Below are 19910 nucleotides of genomic sequence, written 5' to 3' on the forward strand. Positions count from 1 at the left end.
CGAGGAATCCTCTACGGGTTAGTCCGCTTGATAGAGGATCCCGCGGCCGATCGCCTCCCGAACCTCCGGCAAGGCTGCCTGCGCGAGTGCGCCGGTGTCGACGCCGTGGTGGGTCGCGAGCAGCTCGATGAGAGTTCCGAGCGGTACTTCGCCGCGACATCCGGCCAGCAGGGCCGTCATCACATCGTCGACACCGACTACCGCACCCGGACCGCCGGGCCGCCGCACCGCCGCACCGACCTGTTGCCAGCCGTCCGGCCCCGGCAGCGACTGCTCCTCCAGAAACACGGGGGCGGTCGAGAGCCGGGCGGCCAGCAACGCGTCGTCGCTCGTGTCCCGCAGGTAGGCGCGCCGGGCGAAGAACGCATCGACTTCCGTGCCGGTCACCAGCTCATCGGCCCCGGTGATCTCTTCGAGAACCTGCTCCGGGGTCTCACCGCCCCGAGGCGCCCGCAACGAGATGACGCCCATGCCGACCCCGTCGATGTTCTGCTCGGCGAACCAGTCGAGCCATTCGCCGCCGCGCTGCGCGGTCTGGGCCGAGGTCTCACCGGCATCGGCCAGCCACAGCGAGACATAGCTGATCGGGTCGGCCAACTCGCGCTGCACCACCCAGGCATGCAGGCCGGTGCCGGCCAGCCAACCGTGGACGCGGCCCCGCCAGTCACCGCCGGACCGGACGATCCAGTTGGCCATGAGGTGTGCCGTACCGCCCGGCGCCAGATGATCACGGATCTGTTCGATGAGGTTCCGGCACAGCGCATCTCCGGCCAAGCCGGAGTCACGGTAGGTGTAGTCGCGGGCACCCGGTCCCACCACGAACGGCGGATTGGAGACGATCAGATCGAAGCGCTCCCCCGCCACCGGCTCGAACAGGCTGCCGTGGCGGAGGTCCCATGACATTCCGTTGAGCCGCGCGGTTGCGGACGCGAGCGCCAACGCCCGCGCGTTCGTATCGGTGGCCACGACCTCGGCGCAGTGCGCGTCCAGATGCAGTGCCTGGATACCGCATCCGGTGCCCAGGTCCAGCGCACGGTCGACCGGAGTGCGGATGACCGCCCGTGCCAACGACATCGACGCACCACCGATACCGAGGACATGGTCGCGTTGCAGCGGCCCGCTCCGGAGCGCAGCGTCCTGGTCGGAGACCACGAGAAAATCCCGCACCCCGTCACTGTGGGGGCGGATATCCAGTACAGCGCAGACCGTGCCTCCCGTCCCCGCGAGCACGCCACCGTCGATCAGCGCCCGCAGTGGAGTCGATGGCAGCGCCGCCTCGACCTGATCGTGCGTTTCGTCGCTGCCGAGCAGGAAGAGCCGCACGAGCACGGCCAGCCTCTGCCTCTCCGGCGGTGCCGCATGCGTGGCACGCAGCGCGGGCCACCAAACGCCCCTGCCGAGCGCGGCATCGGCCTCCGCACCCAGGAGGTCGGCCACGCTGTCGACCGTGTACCCCGCCGAGCGCAGATCGGCGCCGAGCGCGTCGACCAACCCGGGGTCGAGAGCGGTCAAAAGAGCGACGCTTCCGGCTCTGCCGGCTCGATGAGCTCCGGACCGTTGTTACGCACACTGTTGACCAGCCGGGACACCTCACGGATGGCGATCCGGTCCAGATCGCCGTGGCCGCGCAGCAACCCCTCGTCGATCGGGGCGTCGGGGTCGAGCCAACGGTCCCAGTCCGGCGCACTGATGCTCAGCGGCATCCGATCATGGATGTCGGCCAACGGCCCCGCGGCATCGGTGGTGATGATCGTGCAGCTCAGCAGCGGAGGCGCGTCCCTGGGCGCCCCCTGAGGGCGCCAGGTGGTCCACAACCCCGCCATGAACAACGGCTCGCCGTCGGCGCCGTACATGTAGAACGGCGTCTTCCCGGCCTTCTTGCCGGCATCCGGGTTGGGTTTCCACTCGTACCAGCCGTCCATCGGGATCAGGCAGCGCTTGCTCTTCGCGGAACTGCGGAACGCCGGTGACGTGGTCACCTTGTCGGCTCTGGCGTTGATCAACAACGGACCCTTGGTGTCCGGGCCGCCACCTTCAGCCGTCTTCACCCACGGCGGGATCAGCCCCCAGCGCATCGACCGGATCCGCCGCGTCGAGTCATCCTCGGGTTCGGCGTGCCGCTTGACCACACTGCTGATCGTCGTGGTGGGTGCCACGTTGTAATTCGCCGCATCCGAGGGCGCGCCTGCTGCACTCTCGTCGATTGCCTCGATCTTCTGTGCCAGCAGCGCCGGATCGGTCGTGACCGCGAAACGTCCACACATAGAGCCCATGGTCGCAGAATCGACGGACAAGGCAGGATGTAGGACGTGCAGAACTGGCCCGCTCCGTCCGCAACGGCCCCTGTCGATGCCACCGTGACGGTGCCGGGCTCGAAGTCGCTGACCAACCGGGCGCTCGTACTGGCGGCGCTGGCCACCGCGCAGGGCGAGTCGACCGTCAGCGGCGCACTGCGCAGCCGCGATACCGATCTGATGATCGAGGCGATCCGTGCCCTGGGAGTCACCGTCAATGGCGACGGAAGCGAGTTGACCGTGCGCGGGCGCATCGCGCCCGCCGCTGACGCCCGCATCGACTGCGGCCTGGCAGGCACCGTGCTGCGATTCCTGCCACCGGTTGCCGCGCTGAGTTCGGCCACGGTCACCTTCGACGGTGACGAACAGGCCAGGGGCCGGCCCATCGCGCCGCTGCTGGCGGGCCTGCGTGGTCTCGGGGTCGACATAGACGGCGACCGGTTACCGTTCGCGGTCCGGGGCCGCGGCGCGATCACCGGTGGCACGGTGGACATCGACGCATCGGCGTCCTCACAATTCGTGTCGGGACTGCTGCTCACCGGTGCGTCTTTTGCCGACGGCCTCACGATCGTGCACACCGGCGTCTCGGTCCCCTCGGCACCGCATGTGGCAATGACCGTGGCCATGCTGCGGGAGGCCGGCGTTGCGGTCGATGACAGTGTGGCCAACCGTTGGCGCGTGGATCCGGGCCCCGTGGCCGCGCGGGACTGGGTCATCGAGCCGGATCTGTCGAACGCCACCCCGTTTCTCGCTGCCGCGCTGGTCACCAGCGGCACTGTCCGGATCGCCGGCTGGCCCCGGGACAGTATCCAACCCGCCGCCACCATCATCGACCTGTTGACGAAGGCCGCCGGGACTGTGCACCAAGGTGATTCGCAGCTGGAACTGACCGGACCGGACGGCTACGACGGGTTCGAGGCGGACCTTCATGACGTCGGCGAACTGGCCCCGACCATGGCCGCGCTGGCCGCACTGGCGAACCCGGGCTCGACGTCGACGCTGCGGGGCATCGCCCATCTGCGCGGTCACGAGACCGACCGGTTGGCGGCACTGTGCGCCGAGATCAACGGCCTGGGCGGGGATTGCGCCGAGACCGACGACGGCCTGCGCATCACGGCGCGACCGCTGCACGGCGGGACCTGGCGGTCCTACGCCGACCACCGGATGGCGACGGCAGGGGCGATCGTGGGCCTGCGGGTGCCCGGTGTCGAGGTGGAGAACATCGAGACGACAGCCAAGACGCTGCCGGACTTCCCACGGATGTGGGTTGAGATGCTGGCAGGCGGTTGAGAGCGCGGGACTGGTGTGAAGGCACGGGAATACGACGAATCCGACGTCCGGATCAGGCCGGGTCGGGGCACTCGGCCGCGCACCAAGACCCGACCCGAGCACGCCGATGCCCGTTCGGCGATGGTGGTGACCGTCGACCGCGGCCGTTGGGGCTGCGCGCTGGACCGGGAACCCGAACATCGGGTGACGGCAATGCGCGCCCGCGAACTGGGCCGCACCCCGATCGTGGTGGGCGATGACGTCGACGTGGTCGGGGACCTCTCCGGGCGCCCGGATACGCTCGCGCGCATCGTCAGACGCGGCGAACGACGAACAGTGTTGCGCCGCACCGCCGATGACACTGATCCCACCGAACGCGTGGTGGTCGCCAACGCCGATCAACTGCTGATCGTGGTGGCACTGGCCGATCCACCGCCGAGAACCGGATTCGTCGAGCGCACACTGATCGCCGCCTACGCCGGGGGGCTGAAACCGATTCTGTGCCTGACAAAATCGGACCTGGCCCCACCGGAATCGTTCACCGCGCAGTTCTCCGACCTCGACCTGACGATCGTGAACGCCGGGCGTGACGACCCGCTGGATGCGGTGGCGCCGCTGCTGGTCGACAAGGTCACCGTGTTTCTCGGGCACTCCGGCGTCGGGAAATCCACCTTGGTCAATCGCCTTGTGCCCGACGCTTACCGGGCGACGGGCGAAGTGTCGGGGGTCGGCAAGGGCAAGCACACCTCGACCCAGTCGGTGGCGCTGGCGCTGGACGGCGAGGGCTGGGTGATCGATACTCCCGGGATCAGGTCGTTCGGCCTGGCCCACATCCAAGCCGACGACGTGATGCTGGCCTTCTCCGATCTGGCCGAAGCCATCGCAGACTGCCCGCGCGGGTGTGGCCACATGGGCCCGCCTGCCGATCCCGAATGCGCACTGGATGCGCTGAGCGGGCCCGCCACCGGCCGGGTGGGCGCCGCCCGCCGACTGCTGGCCGTCCTGAAAGAATCCTGATACTTTCGCCGCTCACCTTGCTAGTTAGTGTGTCTAAGCGTTAAATCGACGGTATGGAGCGAACTGACAGCGACACCTGGGATCTGGCGAGCAGCGTCGGGGCCACCGCCACGATGGTTGCGGCCGGGCGGGCCCGTGCCACCAACGCCGAACCCGCGCTGATCGACGATCCGTTCGCCGAACCCCTCGTGCGGGCCGTCGGTATCGATTTCTTCACCCGTTGGGCCACCGGCGAATTGGACGCGGCCACGGTCGACATCCCCGGTGCACCATGGGGCATGCAGCAGATGACCAACCTGCTCACCGCCCGTACCCGTTACTTCGACGCGTTCTTCACCGAGGCGGCCGCCGCCGGTATCCGCCAGGCGGTGATCCTGGCGTCCGGCCTCGATGCCCGCGGCTACCGGCTGGCGTGGCCTGCCGGGTCCATCGTCTTCGAGATCGATGTTCCCGACGTGCTGGCCTTCAAGACCGCCACCCTGACGCAACTACAGGCAGACCCGACCGCCGACGTCCGCGACGTCCCGATCGATCTGCGCGAAGATTGGCCGACCGCGTTGCGCAAGGCAGGATTCGACCCCGATCAGCCGTCGGCCTGGAGCGCTGAAGGCCTGCTGCCTTTCCTGCCGGCCGATGCCCAGGATCGCCTGCTGGACAACATCACTGCGCTCAGCGCCCCCGGAAGCAGGCTGGCTTCCGAGGTGTCGATGCTGGGCCGCGATGCCATCGACGCCGAGGCCACCGACGCCGCGGAGGCCTTCAGCCCGGTCACCGCGCGCTGGCAGGAACACGGATTCGACGTCGAGCTCGGCGATCTCGGGTTTCCCGGCGAGCGCAACGACGTCGACGAATACCTCGGCGCCCGCGGCTGGACCTCGTCACGAACGCCGCTGGCCGAGTTACTCGCCGCGGTGGATCTGCCGGTGCCTGCACGGCCCGACGGCCAGCCGACCCTGAGCGACAACTACTACAGCACCGCGGTCAGGCAGTAGCGATCAGTGCTTGGCCTTGGCTTGGTCGGCGGCGTCCTGTTTAGCCTGCTGGATCGCCGCCCGGCCCTCCGGGCTGGCCGCCGAATTGCCAGGCTTGCCGGCCGTGGCGACACCGGCGTTGCAGTTCAGGTGGAGCAACACGGTATCGCTGACCGGCGAGAAATCGTCACCCTTGAGCCACGCCGCCTTCTCCGAGCTCTCCACCACGCATTTGTCGTCGGGCAGTGAATCACCCGAACGGGTGGCGACGACGCCTTTCATGCCCGCATCGGACAACGCCGACGACGCGTCGGCATAGGTTTGGCCGGCGTAGTCGTCAGCCGCTGCGATGCCGGTGGCCAGCATCCCGACGGGAATCGCCGACATGCCGACTGCGATGGCAGCAACACCAAGCAGCTTCTTCATGCGCGAAACGATAGAACCGAGGGCTGCCAGCAGCCTGGGAGAACGCTACGAATCCGCACCGAACGTCGGCTTGTGTTCGAGGAATCGGTGAGAACTCGAACACAAGCCCACGTTGGGCGTTGTGGTTATGCGGCCTTGTGGTTATGCGGCCTTGTGGCGCCAGCCCCGCACCGTCTCGATCGCGGTCTTCAGACCACGTCGACGACCGGTGGCGGGATCGGTGACACCGTATCCGTCCAGCTCGGCGAACATCCGCTCGCTGCGGGTCTCCGGGGCGTTGTCGGCGGTATCGCGCAGGAACCGGTCCGGCAGAGAGAGTTTGGCGATGGTGCGCCACGTCTTGCCGTACTGCACCAGGAACGACCCCGTGGTGTAGGGCAGGTCGTACTTCTCGCACACCTGGCGGACCCGGACCGAGATCTCGTGCAGCCGGTTGCTGGGCAGATCGGGGTACAGATGGTGCTCGATCTGGTGGCACAGGTTGCCGCTCATGAACCGCAGCGTCCAGTTGCCCTCGAAGTTCGCACTGCCCAGCATCTGGCGCAGATACCACTGCCCCCTGGACTCGCCCACCATGTCGGTCTTGGTGAATTTCTCTGCGCCGTCAGGGAAATGGCCGCAGAAGATCACCGCGTTCGCCCACACGTTTCGGATCACGTTCGCGATCGCGTTGGCCGTGAGCGTCGACTTGAAGGTGGCACCGGGTGACAGCGAGGTCACCGCGGGCCATGCCACGTAGTCCTTGAACAGCTGCTGGCCGGCCTTGACACCGAACTCACGGATCCGCACGAGCGTGGCAGCGCGGTTGTCGCGACCCTTGAAGATCTTGCCCAGCTCGAGGTGCTGCAACGCGACGCCCCACTCGAAGCCGACCGCGAGCAGGGTGTTGAACAGCAGGTTGCCGTACAGGTTGAACGGCCGCCAGCGCTGGTCGCGGGTCACGCGGATCACGCCGTAGCCCACATCGTCGTCCATGCCGAGGATGTTGGTGTACTTGTGGTGCATGAAATTGTGGGTGAACCGCCAGTGCTTGGACGACCCGCTCATATCCCACTCCCACGACGAGGAGTGAATCTCGGGATCGTTCATCCAGTCCCACTGGCCGTGCATGACGTTGTGGCCGATCTCCATGTTCTCGATGATCTTGGCCACGCCCAGTGTCGCGGTGCCTGCCCACCACGCCGAACGGCGTGAACTGGCGGCCAGCATGACGCGGCCTGCCACCTCGAGGGCACGCTGGGCCGCGATGGTACGGCGGATGTAGCGCGAGTCGCGCTCACCGCGGGAGTCTTCGATGTCCTGCCGGATCGCATCGAGTTCGATGCCAAGGTTCTCGATGTCGGCATCGGTCAGGTGCGTGAATACAGGAACGTCGGTAACAGCCATCGTCGGCCTCCTTTCTTTACCTACGATACCGTAACCTACGACTGCGTAGGTTACTAGCTGGTAATTATCAGATGTCCAGGACGCAATCGCCGGACGCCGCCGAAACACAGGTCTGAATCCGGGTCCCGGGGTCATGCTCAACGCCGGTGCGCAGGTCCCGGACATGGCCGTCCACCAACCCCACCACGCACGACTGGCAGATCCCCATCCGGCAACCGAACGGCATCCGCAGCCCGACCGCCTCGCCGGCCTCCATCAACGGTGTCGCGCCGTCAACCTTGAGCTCCTTGCCACTGCGCTCAAAAGTCACTGTGCCGCCTGCGCCGTGCGGCGCGGCGCGGGACACCGCGAACCGCTCCAGGTGCAGATTGTCGACGATACCTGCGGCGGTCCAGACCTTCTCCGCGTCGCTGAGCATGCCCTCCGGGCCGCACGCCCAGACCTGGCGTTCGCGCCAATCCGGGACCTCGTCGTCGAGTCGGGTCAAATCCAGCCTGCCCTCGGTGCGGGTATTGCGCAGCCGCAGCGTGTAGCCAGGGTGAGCACGGTGCACGGCCGTCAGTTCTTCGCCGAACATCACGTCGGATTCGGTTGGAGCGGAATGCACATGGACGATGTCTGTGATCTGATCACGTCGCACCAGCGTGCGCAGCATCGACATCACCGGGGTGATGCCGGAGCCCGCGGTGAGGAACAGCACCGACGCCGGAGCCGGATCCGGCAGGACGAAGTTGCCCTGCGGTGCGGCCAGCCGCACGACGGTGCCCGGCGCCAACCCACCGACCAGGTGGGTGGACAGGAAGCCCTCGGGCATCGCCTTGACCGTGATCGTGATGGTGCGTTCCCTGCCCGCCGGGCTTTTCTCCGGGGTTGAGGTCAGCGAGTACGACCGCCACCGCCAGCGTCCGTCGAGCAGCACACCGATGCCGATGTACTGGCCGGGTTCGTAATCGAGGGTGAATCCCCACCCGGGTTTGATGACCAAGGTGGCCGAGTCCACGGTCTCGCGCCGGACCTCCAGCACCTTTCCGCGTAGTTCACGGGCCGACCACAACGGGTTGGCCAATTTCAGGTAGTCGTCGGGCAGCAAAGGCGTGGTGATGCGACCGGCGATGGTGCGCAAAACATTCCAACCGGGTCGCGTGGCTCCCGCAACGGTGGGACGGAGGGTGTCGGCAACGTTGGCCGAGACCTTGATGTCATTCTTGGCCATGGGAACCTACGGTACCGTAACTTACGGTGTCGTAGCTAGTCCTTGCCCCCGATATTCACCTCACGCCACCAGGTTGTTCTTGTATACCGCGCCGTCCTTCATGATGACGGAAAAGTTCTTTTCCGGGTCGGCCACCAGCTCCAGATTCCGCAATGGGTCGCCATCGACCAGCAGCAGATCCGCCAGTGCGCCTTCCTCGACCACGCCGAGCTTGCCGGTGTACGGACTGCGCTTGCCCGACGTGGCCAGCAGCTCGGCGTTCGTGCCGGTGGCCATGGTCAGCACCTCCGCCGGCGAGTACCAGCGACCCAGTTGTGCCAACAGTGCGCCCTGTTTGGGAGCCAGCTGCGGCGAGAACAGGATGTCGGTGCCGAATGCGGTCTTGATTCCATACTTGCGGGCCAACTTGTACACGTTGTCGACGCCGTCGACGATCTCTTTTGCCTTGGCGGCCTCGTCCGAACCGGGAGGGAACGCACCGATCATCTCCGCCGGAATCGGCTGGGTACTCAGCCAGATTCCCTTCTCCGCCATTTCCTTTGCCGTGGCGTCATCCATCAGATGAGCGTGCTCGATGCAACGGACACCGGCGCGGATGGCGGGCTGGATGGTTTGCGGCGTGTAGGCATGCACGGTCACATAGGTGCCCCAGTTGCCTGCCGCTTCGGTGGCTGCCCGCAGTTCGGGTTCGGTGAACGCGACGACGTCCAGCGGGCTGTGCGGCGACGACACACCACCCCCGGCGGTCAGCTTGATCTGCGAGGCGCCCTGGAACAGCTGTTCGCGGGTGCGCATCCGGACCTCGTCGGGGCTGTCGGCGACCATGCTCGCGCCCAGCTCTTCCTGCTGCGACGGCGCCCCGCCGGGGCTGCGCGGGAGATCATGGGAGGTGCGGAAGTCGCCATGGCCACTGGTCACCGTGATCATCGCGCCGGACGGAAAGATGCGCGGCCCGTCGATCACGCCCTCATCGATGGCCCGCTTGAGCCCGAAACTGGGACCGCCGAGATCGCGCACGGTGGTGAAGCCGCGCATCAACGTATCGTTCGCTTCGTCACCGGCGACCAGGTTGATGTAACCCGGATCCGACGACATCAACTGCGCCGGCGACGGCCGCACGAACATGGTGTGCCAGTGATTGTCGATGAGGCCCGGCATCAGGGTGCGACCGCCGCCGTCGATCACCGTCACGGTGCCGTCAGGCTCCGCCGGTAGCGGCTCGGTCGAAATCCGCTCGATGCGATTGCCCTTCACGCGCACGTTGGACGGCGCCGAGAGCTGGTCACTGTGGCCGTCGAAGATACGGACGTTGCGGAAATCAGTGAAACTCACCTGCGGACTCCTCTCGGGTGCCGGAGCCGGAGCCGGCGAGGTCTGCGGCGGCGCCGCAGTGCTCGACACGGTATCGCCATCCTGGGCGGCACATCCGAAGCCGGCCATGACGAGTGCGAGCGTGGCGACCAGTCGCACACTTCTCATCGAGACCCCTCTCAGTGTTGACTATGGCGCTCAGAGCAATTCGAGCAGGAACGGCAACTCCTGAGGTGCGTACCACGCCAAGTCATGGTCCTGCGCGTCCCCGACCGTGAGCTCGGCGTCCTCGTCGCCCATATCGGCTTCGTCGATGACGTCGACCGCGGCCTGCACGGCGGGCTCGGCATCGGCGTTGTCGACGTAAACCGCGATCACCGCGTCAAGCGGAACCGGCCCGGACAGCCGCACCACCGCGTCGTCGAGGTCGGGGCGCGCGGTGGCTTCCTGCACCTCGGCGACCACGGCCGCCCGGCGGGCCGGAAGGTCGGATCCCCCGCCTGCCGCGAGCAGCCGAAGCGACGCCAGCGCGGCTTCACGCAGCGCCACCTCGGCGAGCTCGTCGTCGTCACCCTCGGCATAGGCCTCGCGCAAGGTGGGCGTGACCGCGAATGCCGTCCCGTTCACCACCCGCAACGACCGGTCGGAGACGAACTGCTGCAGGGCGGCCAGGGTCGCCGGGATGTACACGCGCACCACGCGAGATTATCCGGCGGGCTTGTCGGACTCGGGAACTTCAGGATCGCGCTCCACCGCGATCACGAAGTCGTCGCCGTGTTGGGTGACACCGGCGACCACCGCATCATTGACGGCCTCCAGCGCATACTCACGGCGCACCACCAGCGGGTCGCGACGCAGATCGCGCACCAACGACACCGCCAGCCCGATCATCACCACTACGAACGGCACCGCGACGATGATGGTGATCGACTGCAGACCGTTGAGTGCGTCTTCACCACCGACCAGCAGCATCACCGCCGCCACCGCACCCGTGGCAACACCCCAGAAGATCACCGTGGGCCGGGTCGGTTTGATGGTGCCGCGCTCGGACAGGGAACCCATCACGATCGACGCGGCGTCCGCACCCGACACGAAGAAGATGGCGACCAGCAACATCACCACAACGCTGGTGACTGTCGCGATCGGATACTCACCGAGCAGGCTGAACAACTGCTGCTCCTGGCTGCCCATTCCGGCGAGATCCACGCCGCTCTGCTGCTCGAAGATGGCGGCGCCACCGAACACGCAGAACCAGACAACCGACACCACGCTGGGCACCAGCAGCACCCCGGTGACGAACTGCCGGATGGTGCGACCCCGGGAGATGCGGGCGATGAACATGCCGACGAACGGGGTCCAGGAGATCCACCACGCCCAGTAGAAGATGGTCCAGCTCTGCAGCCAGGTGCTGACCGCTTCACCTTCGGCGCCGGTCCGGGCGGCCATCTGCGCCAAATCCTGGACGTAGCTGCCGATCGAGGTGGGGATCATGTTCAGCATGAACATCGTCGGGCCGACGAGGAAGATGAACAGTGCCATCGCCAGCGCAAGCACCATGTTGATGTTGGAGAGCCACTGGATACCGCGCGCGACCCCTGATACGGCCGACAGCACGAACGCCAGGGTCAGCACGGTGATGACGACGATCAAGACGGCATTGCCGGTCTCGCCGATTCCCGCGACGATGTGCAGGCCGCTGCGAATCTGCAACGCCCCCAACCCCAGAGAGGCAGCCGACCCGAACAAGGTGGCGAAGATCGCCATCATGTCGATCACCTTGCCCCACGGCCCGTTGGCGTGCTTGCCCAACAACGGCTCGAACGCCGCGGAGATCAGCTGCAGCCTGCCCTTGCGATACACGCCGTAGGCGATGGTCAGGCCGACGACGGCATAGATCGCCCACGGATGCAGCGTCCAGTGGAACATCGTGGTCGCCATCGCCGTCTGCGCGGCCTCGGCATTACCGGGCTCGCCGGTGCCCGGCGGCGGTGAGGCGAAATGCGACAGCGGCTCGGAAACCCCGAAGAACATCAGACCGATCCCCATGCCGGCGCTGAACATCATGGCGACCCAGGACACCGTCCGGAACTCCGGCTCGTCGTCGTCGCGACCCAGCGGGATGTTCCCATACCGACTCATCGCCAGCCAGATCACGAACACCACGAAACCGGACGCGGTCAGGACGAACAGCCAACCGACGTCGGCCATCACCCAACCGAGTGCATTCGTCGAGGCGGTGGCCAGCGAATCGGTACTGAGGAAGCCCCAGACCAGGAATGCCAGGGCGATCACAGCGGTGACACCGAATACCACCCAGTCAACGCCTGCGCGGCGGGTGTACGCCTTCTGCTCGACCGGAACGTCGAGCACGGGGTGGTGCGGTACAACGTCGCCCGTCGGCGATTTCACCATCTGTTTCGTAGATTCTCGCGTGTGCTTGTCTGGTGTACGTTTCTGAGCATCAGAGGTCATGGTGAATTCATCAGACCCCCTACGGGCCCCGAGGTCAAATACATCCGCCGATCGCGCGCCGGTTATCGGGCCGCGTCCAGCAATTCTTCAAGCGCTTCTCCGAGCAGTCCCGGCAACACCCCGACATCACTCATACCGTCACGGTCGGCGTTGACGCCGAAGTAAAGATTGCCGTTGTAGGACGTGACGCCGATGGCCAGCACCTGGTTGTGCAACAGTGGCGGCACCGCATAGGTCTCCAGCAACTTGGTTCCCGCGATGTACATCTGGTTCTGCGCGCCGGGCACATTGGTGATCAGGAGATTGAACTGCCGTGCCGGGAAATTGGTGGCCACGCGAATCCCCATGGCGTGCAAAGTCGGTGGCGCGAAGCCGGACAACGTGACGATGGTGCGCGCATCCACCAGGCTGGCCGCGGTCGAATGTGATTCGGTGGCGTGGGCGATCTGGGACAACCGCACCACCGCATTGCCCTCGCCGACGGGCAGGTCGGCCAGGAACGGCGACACCTCGCTGACGGCCTGACCGGGTCCGGTGAAGTCCAGTTCGGCGTCCGGATAGACCGACATCGGCGCCATCGCCCGCACCGTGGTGTTCGGCGTCACCGGCTCTCCACGGGACAGCAACCAATTTCGCAACGCCCCGGCAATCACCGCCAGCACAACATCGTTGACATCGCAGTCGTAGCGGGCGCGCACCAGCCGGTAATCCTCGAGCCGGTGATCGGCCACCGTGAATCTTCGGTTGCGCGACACCCTGGCGTTCAGCGGGCTGCTCGGCGCAGTGCCGCGGGCCACGGTGCGGACCACTTCGGCCACCCTGCGCCCGACGGCGGCCAGCTCTCCGGCGTTGGTGGCCACCTCGGTGACGGCGTCCCGCACCGCCGCCAGCTGGCTGGTGGGCCGGGCGATCCACTCCCCGACCGCGCCGAGCGCCAGTTGCCGGTCGCTGGGTTCGCGGGCCGGAATCCAGATGTCTTCACCGAATTCCGGTGGCTTCTGGGTGCGGTCGGCGATGACGTGGCCGACCTCGACCGCCGTCATGCCGTTCACCAGTGCCTGATGGGATTTGGTGTAGATGGCGATCCGGTTCTTGGCCAAGCCTTCGACCAGGTACATCTCCCACAACGGGCGGGTCTTGTCCAGCGGGCGGGAGCCGAGCCGGGCGACCAGGTCATGTAACTGGGCATCGCTGCCCGGGGAAGGCAGTGCGGACCGTCGAATGTGATAGGTGATGTCGAAATCGGGGTCGTCCACCCACACCGGCCGGGCCAACCCCAAGGTCACCTCGCGTACTTTCTGCCGGTATCGAGGGATCTGCGGCAGACGCTGTTCGACGGTCGCCAGCAGTGTCTCGTAGCTGAGCCCGCTTCTCGGCTTGCGCAGGATCGACAGCGTACCGACATACATCGGCGTCGAACTGTTCTCCAAGTGATAGAACGCCGCGTCGGAGGCCGACAGCCTGGTCACCATCTGGCGCCGACCTCCCCTTCTCTCACGTAGAACTCCGTCACGGTATCCGGCGGTCCCGGCATTTCGAATTATGGGTGCCACGAGGCCGCTCAGCACGTGCGATCATGGATGAGTCTGCACCTCTCCTGCAGCGCTCGCCCGTTATGTCGACTGCTGGAGAACCGCTGTGACCATGTCTGATTCGCCGTCTGATTCGCCGCCCGAGTCCGCCCCTGCAGCGCCGTCGCTGACATCCCCGGTGATCGACTGCGAGCCACCGGCGTACCCGCTCGATGGACCCCACACCCCATCCACATTGTGCCCCGCACCGACGACCCTGCACCGGCACAGCACACGTCGTTTGCGATTGGTCGAGGCACCGACCGAACACCCACCGCACGCCGGGGCCATGCAGTTCGCCGAGATGGCGCTACGCCGGGTGCTCGAGGTTCTCGACCGCCGACGGCCGGTGGCCCAACTCCGCCCGCTGATGAGGCCGCTGCTGGTCGACGCGGTGGTCACCCAGAGCCAGTCCCGTCACGATGCGGCAGCCACCCTGATACGGGTACGCCTTCGCGCCGTGACCGAACCTGCCGCAGCCGAGGTGTTCGCCACCTACCACCGGGGCGTGCGGGTTCGCGCCATCGCCGCGCGCATCGAATACTGCCGCGGCCGTTGGCAACTCACTGCCCTACAGATCGGTTAACCCTTGCGGTGCGACCTCGGCTTGCCGGACTTGCCCTGCTTGCGGGCCGCTTCCCGGCGCTCCCGGCGGGTACCGCCGGCGGCGGGTGCGGCGTGCCTGGCGCCACCGTTGGACCGCTGCACCTGCGCCGAACCGTCCTCGGACGGGCCGCTATAGGTCAGGGGCGGTGCGTCGTTCTCGATTCCCTTGGCACGTAACGCCGGCGCCGGTGGACGTTCCTTGGTGGCCACCGCACCCTGCTCGGGCTCCTGGGCGCCGGACGAATCCGAGGAATCCGATGCCTTTGCCGCCGCAGACGCGGCGAACTCGGCGAGGTTCGGGGGTGCGGTCACCGGGGCCACCGCCGGTGCGGGCGCGGCCTCGACAGTCACGTTGAACAGGAACCCGACGGATTCTTCCTTCAGCGCGTCGAGCATGCCGGCAAACATGTCGTAGCCCTCACGCTGGTACTCGACCAGAGGATCGCGCTGTGCCATCGCGCGCAGGCCGATGCCCTCCTTGAGGTAGTCCATCTCGTAGAGGTGCTCACGCCACTTGCGATCGATCACGTTGAGCAGAACGTTGCGTTCGAGCTGACGCATGGCACCTTCGCCTGCGATCTCCTCCAGCTGCTTCTCCCGCTCGGCGTAGGCCCGTTCCGCATCCTTGATCAGAGTGTCGAGCAGCTCCTCACGCGTCAGCTCGCCGGCCTCGCCGATCGCGTCGGAGTCCACCAGGTCGTGGTGGTCGATGCTGACCGGGAACAGCGTCTTGAGCGCGGTCCACAAGGTCTCCAGGTCCCAGTCTTCGGCGTAGCCCTCGGCCGTCGCGCCGTTCACGTACGCCGTGATCACGTCGACCAGCATCTTGTGGGCCTGCTCCTGCAGGTTCTCGCCTTCGAGGATGAGCCTGCGCTCGGCGTAGATGACCTTGCGCTGCTGGTTCATCACCTCGTCGTACTTGAGGACGTTCTTGCGGACCTCGAAGTTCTGCTGCTCGACCTGGGTCTGCGCGCTCTTGATCGCGCGACTGACCATCTTCGCCTCGATCGGCACATCGTCAGGCAGGTTCAGGCGGTTGAGCAGCGATTCCAGCGTCTCGCCATTGAACCGGCGCATCAGCTCGTCACCGAGTGAGAGGTAGAACCGTGACTCGCCCGGGTCGCCCTGACGGCCGGAACGGCCGCGCAGCTGGTTGTCGATGCGGCGCGACTCGTGCCGTTCGGTGCCCAGCACGTACAGACCGCCTGCCGCGACGACCTTCTCGGCTTCTTCGCTGGCCTCGTCCTTGATCTTCTTGACGGTGTCGTCCCAGGCGGCCTCGTACTCCTCGGGGGTTTCCACCGGGTCGAGGCCCTGGTCGCGCAGCCGCTTGTCGGCCAGGAAGTCGACGTTGCCACCGAGCACGATGTCGGTACCGCGGCCTGCCATGTTGGTGGCGACAGTGATCGCGCTGAGCCGGCCGGCCTCGGCGATGATGTTGGCTTCCTGCTCGTGGTACTTGGCGTTGAGGACGTTGTGCGGGACCTTGCGCTTGGTGAACTGCCGCGACAGGTATTCCGAACGCTCCACGCTGGTGGTGCCGATCAGCACCGGCTGGCCCTTTTCGTACCGCTCGGCGACGTCGTCGACGACCGCGATGTACTTGGCTTCCTCGGTCTTGTAGATCAGGTCGGACTGATCTGCGCGGACCATCGGCTTGTTCGTCGGGATCTGCACCACGCCGAGTTTGTAGATCTCATGCAGCTCGGCGGCTTCGGTCTCGGCCGTACCGGTCATGCCGGAGAGCTTGTCGTAGAGGCGGAAAAAGTTCTGCAGCGTGATCGTGGCCAGCGTCTGGTTCTCGGCCTTGATCTCCACATGCTCCTTGGCCTCGATGGCCTGGTGCATGCCCTCGTTGTAGCGCCGGCCGAGCAGCACGCGGCCGGTGAACTCGTCGACGATCAGCACATCGCCGTCGCGGACGATGTAGTCCTTGTCGCGGGTGAACAGCTCCTTGGCTTTCAGCGCGTTGTTGAGATAGCTCACCAGCGGCGAGTTGGCCGCCTCGTACAGGTTGTCGATGCCGAGCTGGTCCTCGACGAGTTCGACACCCAGTTCGTGCACACCGACGGTGCGTTTGCGCAGGTCCACCTCGTAGTGGACGTCTTTCTCCATCAGCGGGGCGATGCGGGCGAACTCGGTGTACCAGCTCGACCCACCATCGGCGGGGCCGGAGATGATCAGCGGGGTGCGGGCCTCGTCGATGAGGATCGAGTCGACCTCGTCGACGATGGCGAAGTTGTGCCCGCGCTGCACCATGTCTTCGACGGAATGTGCCATGTTGTCGCGCAGGTAGTCGAAGCCGAACTCGTTATTGGTGCCGTAGGTGATGTCGGCTGCGTACGCAGCGCGGCGTTCCTCGGGCGTCAGGCCCGACAGGATCACCCCGACGTCAAGACCGAGGAACCGGTGTACGCGGCCCATCCACTCGCTGTCACGTTTGGCCAGGTAGTCGTTGACCGTGACGACGTGGACTCCGTCGCCGGACAGGGCATTGAGGTAGGCGGGCAACACCGCGGTCAGGGTCTTGCCTTCACCGGTCTTCATCTCGGCGACGTTGCCGAAGTGCAGCGCAGCGCCGCCCATCACCTGGACGTCGAAATGGCGCTGGCTCAGTACCCGCCATGCCGCCTCGCGGGCGACCGCGAAGGCCTCGGGCAGCAGGTCATCGAGGTCCTCGCCGTCGGCAACGCGCTTCTTGAACTCGTCGGTCTTGGCGCGCAGCTCGGCGTCGGTGAGCTTCTCGACGTCGTCGGACAAGGTGTTGACATGGTCAGCGACCTTCTTCAGGCGCTTGACCATGCGGCCTTCACCGAGACGGAGCAACTTATCGAGCACGCTGTTTCCCCTGTGGGTTCTGATGGATCCCACGGGTGGGATCGCATGGACTATCAGTCGAGGTCCATCGTAGGTGACACCTCGAACTCGCTGGTTCTACTCACGATGCCACGCAAAATCGCACTCCGGAAAGCCTCCGGAGTGCGATCTTGGGTCGGGCGGCCGATCAGGCCGGACCGATCAGGCCAGCCGGATCAGACCGTAGTCATAGGCATGGCGCCGGTAGACCACCGATGGGCGGTCGCTTTCCTTGTCGTGGAACAGGAAGAAGTCGTGTCCGACCAGTTCCATCTCGTAGAGCGCGTCATCGACGGTCATCGGCTTGGCCGGGTGCTCCTTTGTTCGCACGATGCGGCCGGGTTCGTGGTCGTTGAGGCCGTCGGTGTGCGATGCGGCGTCCTCCGGTCCCGGCGCGGCGGGCCCGCCCGGCGGCTCGAGCGCGGTGGCCTCGGCCAAGGAGACAGGGGTTTTGTCGCCGTAGTGGATTTTGCGTCGGTCCTTGCTCTTGCGCAGCCGACTCTCGAGCTTGCCCGCCGCCGACTCCAGGGCGGCATAGAAACTGTCCGCACACGCCTCACCACGTACGACCGGGCCACGACCGCGCGCGGTGATCTCTACGTGCTGGCAGTTCTTGCGCTGCCGCCGGTTGCGTTCGTGGTCAAGTTCGACATCGAAGAGGTAGATGGTTCGGTCGAATCGCTCCAGGCGCGACAACTTTTCTGAGACGTACGTTCGGAAATGGTCAGGAACCTCCACGTTGCGGCCCTTGACCACCACTTCTGCGTGGGGCTCCGGGGCGGCATCAGCGGTGTCGTTTTCTACGACCATCGTGCGGCTTGAATTGGTTGACATACTTGGCAACTCGTTTCTCTCACTCGTCGCACGCGGGTGGCGTGCCGGGCTCTAACGAATCGCGGCGGTGGGTCCAGATTGGTTGCTCCGCCCACCGGCGCAAGGTGTCGAGTACTCACCTCCTACCGGTATGCGGTGAAGTGGCGCTGTAGTGAGAGCGCCTCCGTGAGGCGTTCACGGGTGGTTGCTGCCGACGGTAGTCCGTGTTCACCGGATCGTGCCACCAATTTCGACCACCTGTTTGCAGTTCGTCACATCGGTTTGATCCGCGGGTGACTGTCACCGTCGTCACGCGTGCGCGATGGCCAGCACGGCGGACACGTAAACCCCTGCATTCCGCAGCATGCGCACCGACTCGGCCACGGTGGCGCCGGTGGTGACGATGTCATCGACCACCACGAAATCGTCTCCGGCGTTCCCGCCGAGCGACCGGATCAGCCGCACCCGTCCCGCGATGTTGCGCTGCCGGGCGGAGCCGGAGAGTCCTACGGAGTCGCGCGCCCACGGCCGCAGCCGCAGGGCCTGCACGACGGCGGTCTGCGGCGCTGCGGACGTCGCCGCCACCGCGATCCGGGTGACCGGGTCGCCGCCGCGGCGACGCGCCGCACTGCGCCGGGTGGGCGCCGGTACGACCGTCACCGGGACGCCGAGTACGCCCCAGGTGAGCAGCCGGTCGAGGCCGTGCCGCAGCGCGGTGGCCAGCGGGGTGACCAGGTCGGCGCGGCCATGTTCCTTGACCGCGACGATCGCGCGCCGTCGGGCCCCGGCGTAGCGGCCCAGCGCGAAGACGGGGACGCCGGGATCGGTGCGCGGGGTGATGAGGTGCGGCTCGTCGGCGCGAACTGCCAGCTCACCGGCGCAGGCGGGGCACCATCGGGTCGACGGCGCCCCACAGCCACCGCATTCCAACGGCAGGATGAGATCGAGCATGTGCGCAGTGTGCGCGGTGGGGGTGACATGCCGGGTTGGCCGAGCCGCTACCGGTCCTCGGTCAGTACCGCCATCACCTCGCCGCGGGCCTCTTCGATGTGCTCGGCCATCGCCGCCGCGGCTGCGACCGGATCGCGGTCCCGGATAGCTCGGATGACCGCGGCGTGACCGCGGATCGATGACTCATAGATGACCGCGAAGTCGTGCCGGTCCAGGCGGGAGAAGACGGCCGCGCGCAGGTCTTCGACGACCTGGCGCAACATGGCGTTGCCGCTCATCCGCGCCACGGCGAGATGGAATTCCGAATCCGCCCTGCGGAACGCATGGACGTCCCGGCTCGATTCCAGCGCGACCTGACAGGCGTCGAGCGCATCGATGTCGACGGGCTGGACGCGTGCTGCGGCATGTTGCGCAGCGGCGGTTTCGACCGCCAGACGTACCTCGAAAACGTCACGGAGCCTTTGGTTGTAGTCCCGGTCGCCATCCACGCCCGCCAGTTGTGAAACCGCAGGCGAGACGACGGTGCCGCTGCTGCCACGCTTGGTGATCAGCAGGCCTTCGCCCTGCAGCACGCGCAGCGCCTCGCGCACGGTGACCCGCGAAACCTGCAGGCCCTCGGCCAGTGCCCGTTCGGCAGGCAGTCGGTCTCCTGGCAGCAGCACCCCGAGCGCTACCGCGCGTCGCACCCGATCCACCACCGCCGCGTAGGCCGGGGGTGTGTCCAGTGGTCTCAGCAGGAAGTCTTCCGACATCC

At 66.5% G+C, this 19910-nt stretch carries 17 protein-coding genes; 4 read left to right on the forward strand and 13 right to left on the reverse strand.

Annotated elements, in window-relative coordinates; genetic code table 11:
- Positions 1–18: 18 nt before the first annotated feature.
- Together M1247_RS18075 and M1247_RS18080 are read right to left on the reverse strand one after the other, a co-directional pair.
- A complete protein-coding gene (locus M1247_RS18075; protein WP_317157734.1) occupies positions 19–1512 on the reverse strand; it encodes a DUF7782 domain-containing protein in 1494 nt (497 codons plus the stop codon).
- On the reverse strand, positions 1509–2264 hold the full coding sequence (locus M1247_RS18080) for an SOS response-associated peptidase (RefSeq protein WP_317157735.1): 756 nt from the start codon (positions 2262–2264) through the stop codon (positions 1509–1511). The genes M1247_RS18075 and M1247_RS18080 overlap by 4 nt, the downstream gene beginning before the upstream one ends.
- A gap of 45 nt (positions 2265–2309) precedes the next feature.
- On the opposite strand from M1247_RS18080, the gene aroA reads away from it, so the two are divergent.
- From aroA to M1247_RS18095, 3 genes are read left to right on the forward strand one after another with little or no spacing between them, the layout of a single operon-like run.
- Positions 2310–3584: a 3-phosphoshikimate 1-carboxyvinyltransferase gene (aroA, locus tag M1247_RS18085; protein ID WP_317157736.1), complete on the forward strand. Its 1275-nt coding sequence runs from the start codon at positions 2310–2312 to the stop codon at positions 3582–3584.
- Between the two features lie 15 nt (positions 3585–3599).
- Entirely contained in the window at positions 3600–4580 is a 981-nt protein-coding gene (gene rsgA, locus M1247_RS18090; protein WP_317157737.1) for a ribosome small subunit-dependent GTPase A, read from the forward strand.
- A 53-nt stretch (positions 4581–4633) separates the two neighbouring features.
- Complete coding sequence (locus tag M1247_RS18095; RefSeq protein ID WP_317157738.1) at positions 4634–5572, forward strand: class I SAM-dependent methyltransferase; 939 nt, start codon at positions 4634–4636, stop codon at positions 5570–5572.
- A 3-nt stretch (positions 5573–5575) separates the two neighbouring features.
- Here M1247_RS18095 and M1247_RS18100 read toward each other — a convergent pair whose 3' ends face one another.
- From M1247_RS18100 to M1247_RS18130, 7 genes are all read right to left on the reverse strand, one after another.
- Positions 5576–5977, reverse strand: a complete 402-nt coding sequence (locus M1247_RS18100) for a PASTA domain-containing protein (protein WP_317157739.1) — start codon at positions 5975–5977, stop codon at positions 5576–5578.
- Positions 5978–6118: 141 nt separating this feature from the next.
- Positions 6119–7363, reverse strand: a complete 1245-nt coding sequence (locus tag M1247_RS18105; protein WP_317157740.1) for a fatty acid desaturase family protein — start codon at positions 7361–7363, stop codon at positions 6119–6121.
- Between the two features lie 67 nt (positions 7364–7430).
- Positions 7431–8576, reverse strand: a complete 1146-nt coding sequence (locus M1247_RS18110) for a ferredoxin reductase (RefSeq protein ID WP_317157741.1) — start codon at positions 8574–8576, stop codon at positions 7431–7433.
- Between the two features lie 60 nt (positions 8577–8636).
- Positions 8637–10055 carry an amidohydrolase family protein gene (locus M1247_RS18115; protein ID WP_317157742.1) on the reverse strand — a complete coding sequence of 473 codons (1419 nt, stop codon included), beginning with the start codon at positions 10053–10055 and terminating at the stop codon, positions 8637–8639.
- 30 nt (positions 10056–10085) lie between these two features.
- The gene (locus M1247_RS18120) at positions 10086–10583 is read right to left on the reverse strand and encodes a DUF6912 family protein (protein ID WP_458695233.1); all 498 of its coding nucleotides are present in this window, start codon (positions 10581–10583) and stop codon (positions 10086–10088) included.
- A gap of 9 nt (positions 10584–10592) precedes the next feature.
- Positions 10593–12299: a BCCT family transporter gene (locus tag M1247_RS18125; RefSeq protein ID WP_410506892.1), complete on the reverse strand. Its 1707-nt coding sequence runs from the start codon at positions 12297–12299 to the stop codon at positions 10593–10595.
- A gap of 122 nt (positions 12300–12421) precedes the next feature.
- Positions 12422–13831, reverse strand: coding sequence for a WS/DGAT/MGAT family O-acyltransferase (locus tag M1247_RS18130; protein ID WP_317157745.1), 1410 nt, complete (start codon positions 13829–13831; stop codon positions 12422–12424).
- A gap of 172 nt (positions 13832–14003) precedes the next feature.
- On the opposite strand from M1247_RS18130, the gene M1247_RS18135 reads away from it, so the two are divergent.
- Positions 14004–14516 (forward strand): Rv3235 family protein, encoded by a 513-nt coding sequence (locus tag M1247_RS18135; RefSeq protein ID WP_317157901.1) that lies wholly within the window; start codon positions 14004–14006, stop codon positions 14514–14516.
- On the opposite strand, the gene secA is transcribed toward M1247_RS18135, so the two are convergent.
- The 4 genes from secA to M1247_RS18155 all read right to left on the reverse strand — a co-directional run bounded on the left by secA (position 14513) and on the right by M1247_RS18155 (position 19908).
- Positions 14513–17374, reverse strand: coding sequence for a preprotein translocase subunit SecA (secA, locus tag M1247_RS18140; RefSeq protein WP_317157746.1), 2862 nt, complete (start codon positions 17372–17374; stop codon positions 14513–14515). The two genes, M1247_RS18135 and secA, sit on opposite strands and share 4 nt — an antisense overlap.
- 180 nt (positions 17375–17554) lie before the next feature.
- Complete coding sequence (gene hpf, locus M1247_RS18145) at positions 17555–18226, reverse strand: ribosome hibernation-promoting factor, HPF/YfiA family (protein ID WP_458695234.1); 672 nt, start codon at positions 18224–18226, stop codon at positions 17555–17557.
- Positions 18227–18514: 288 nt separating this feature from the next.
- Complete coding sequence (locus M1247_RS18150) at positions 18515–19156, reverse strand: ComF family protein (RefSeq protein WP_317157747.1); 642 nt, start codon at positions 19154–19156, stop codon at positions 18515–18517.
- Between the two features lie 47 nt (positions 19157–19203).
- Entirely contained in the window at positions 19204–19908 is a 705-nt protein-coding gene (locus tag M1247_RS18155) for a FadR/GntR family transcriptional regulator (RefSeq protein WP_317157748.1), read from the reverse strand.
- Positions 19909–19910: the final 2 nt, after the last annotated feature.

Source organism: Mycobacterium appelbergii (assembly GCF_032883035.1).
Classification (GTDB): domain Bacteria; phylum Actinomycetota; class Actinomycetes; order Mycobacteriales; family Mycobacteriaceae; genus Mycobacterium; species Mycobacterium appelbergii.

Coding starts and splice junctions, on each gene's coding strand:
- M1247_RS18080 (WP_317157735.1), bottom strand. CDS start 2,264: ATGTGTGGACGTTTCGCGGTCACGACCGATCCGGCGCTGCTGGCACAG.
- M1247_RS18095 (WP_317157738.1), top strand. CDS start 4,634: ATGGAGCGAACTGACAGCGACACCTGGGATCTGGCGAGCAGCGTCGGG.
- M1247_RS18100 (WP_317157739.1), bottom strand. CDS start 5,977: ATGAAGAAGCTGCTTGGTGTTGCTGCCATCGCAGTCGGCATGTCGGCG.
- M1247_RS18105 (WP_317157740.1), bottom strand. CDS start 7,363: ATGGCTGTTACCGACGTTCCTGTATTCACGCACCTGACCGATGCCGAC.
- M1247_RS18110 (WP_317157741.1), bottom strand. CDS start 8,576: ATGGCCAAGAATGACATCAAGGTCTCGGCCAACGTTGCCGACACCCTC.
- M1247_RS18115 (WP_317157742.1), bottom strand. CDS start 10,055: ATGAGAAGTGTGCGACTGGTCGCCACGCTCGCACTCGTCATGGCCGGC.
- M1247_RS18125 (WP_410506892.1), bottom strand. CDS start 12,299: ATGGTGAAATCGCCGACGGGCGACGTTGTACCGCACCACCCCGTGCTC.
- M1247_RS18130 (WP_317157745.1), bottom strand. CDS start 13,831: ATGGTGACCAGGCTGTCGGCCTCCGACGCGGCGTTCTATCACTTGGAG.
- M1247_RS18135 (WP_317157901.1), top strand. CDS start 14,004: ATGTCTGATTCGCCGTCTGATTCGCCGCCCGAGTCCGCCCCTGCAGCG.
- hpf (WP_458695234.1), bottom strand. CDS start 18,226: ATGTCAACCAATTCAAGCCGCACGATGGTCGTAGAAAACGACACCGCT.
- M1247_RS18150 (WP_317157747.1), bottom strand. CDS start 19,156: ATGCTCGATCTCATCCTGCCGTTGGAATGCGGTGGCTGTGGGGCGCCG.
- M1247_RS18155 (WP_317157748.1), bottom strand. CDS start 19,908: ATGTCGGAAGACTTCCTGCTGAGACCACTGGACACACCCCCGGCCTAC.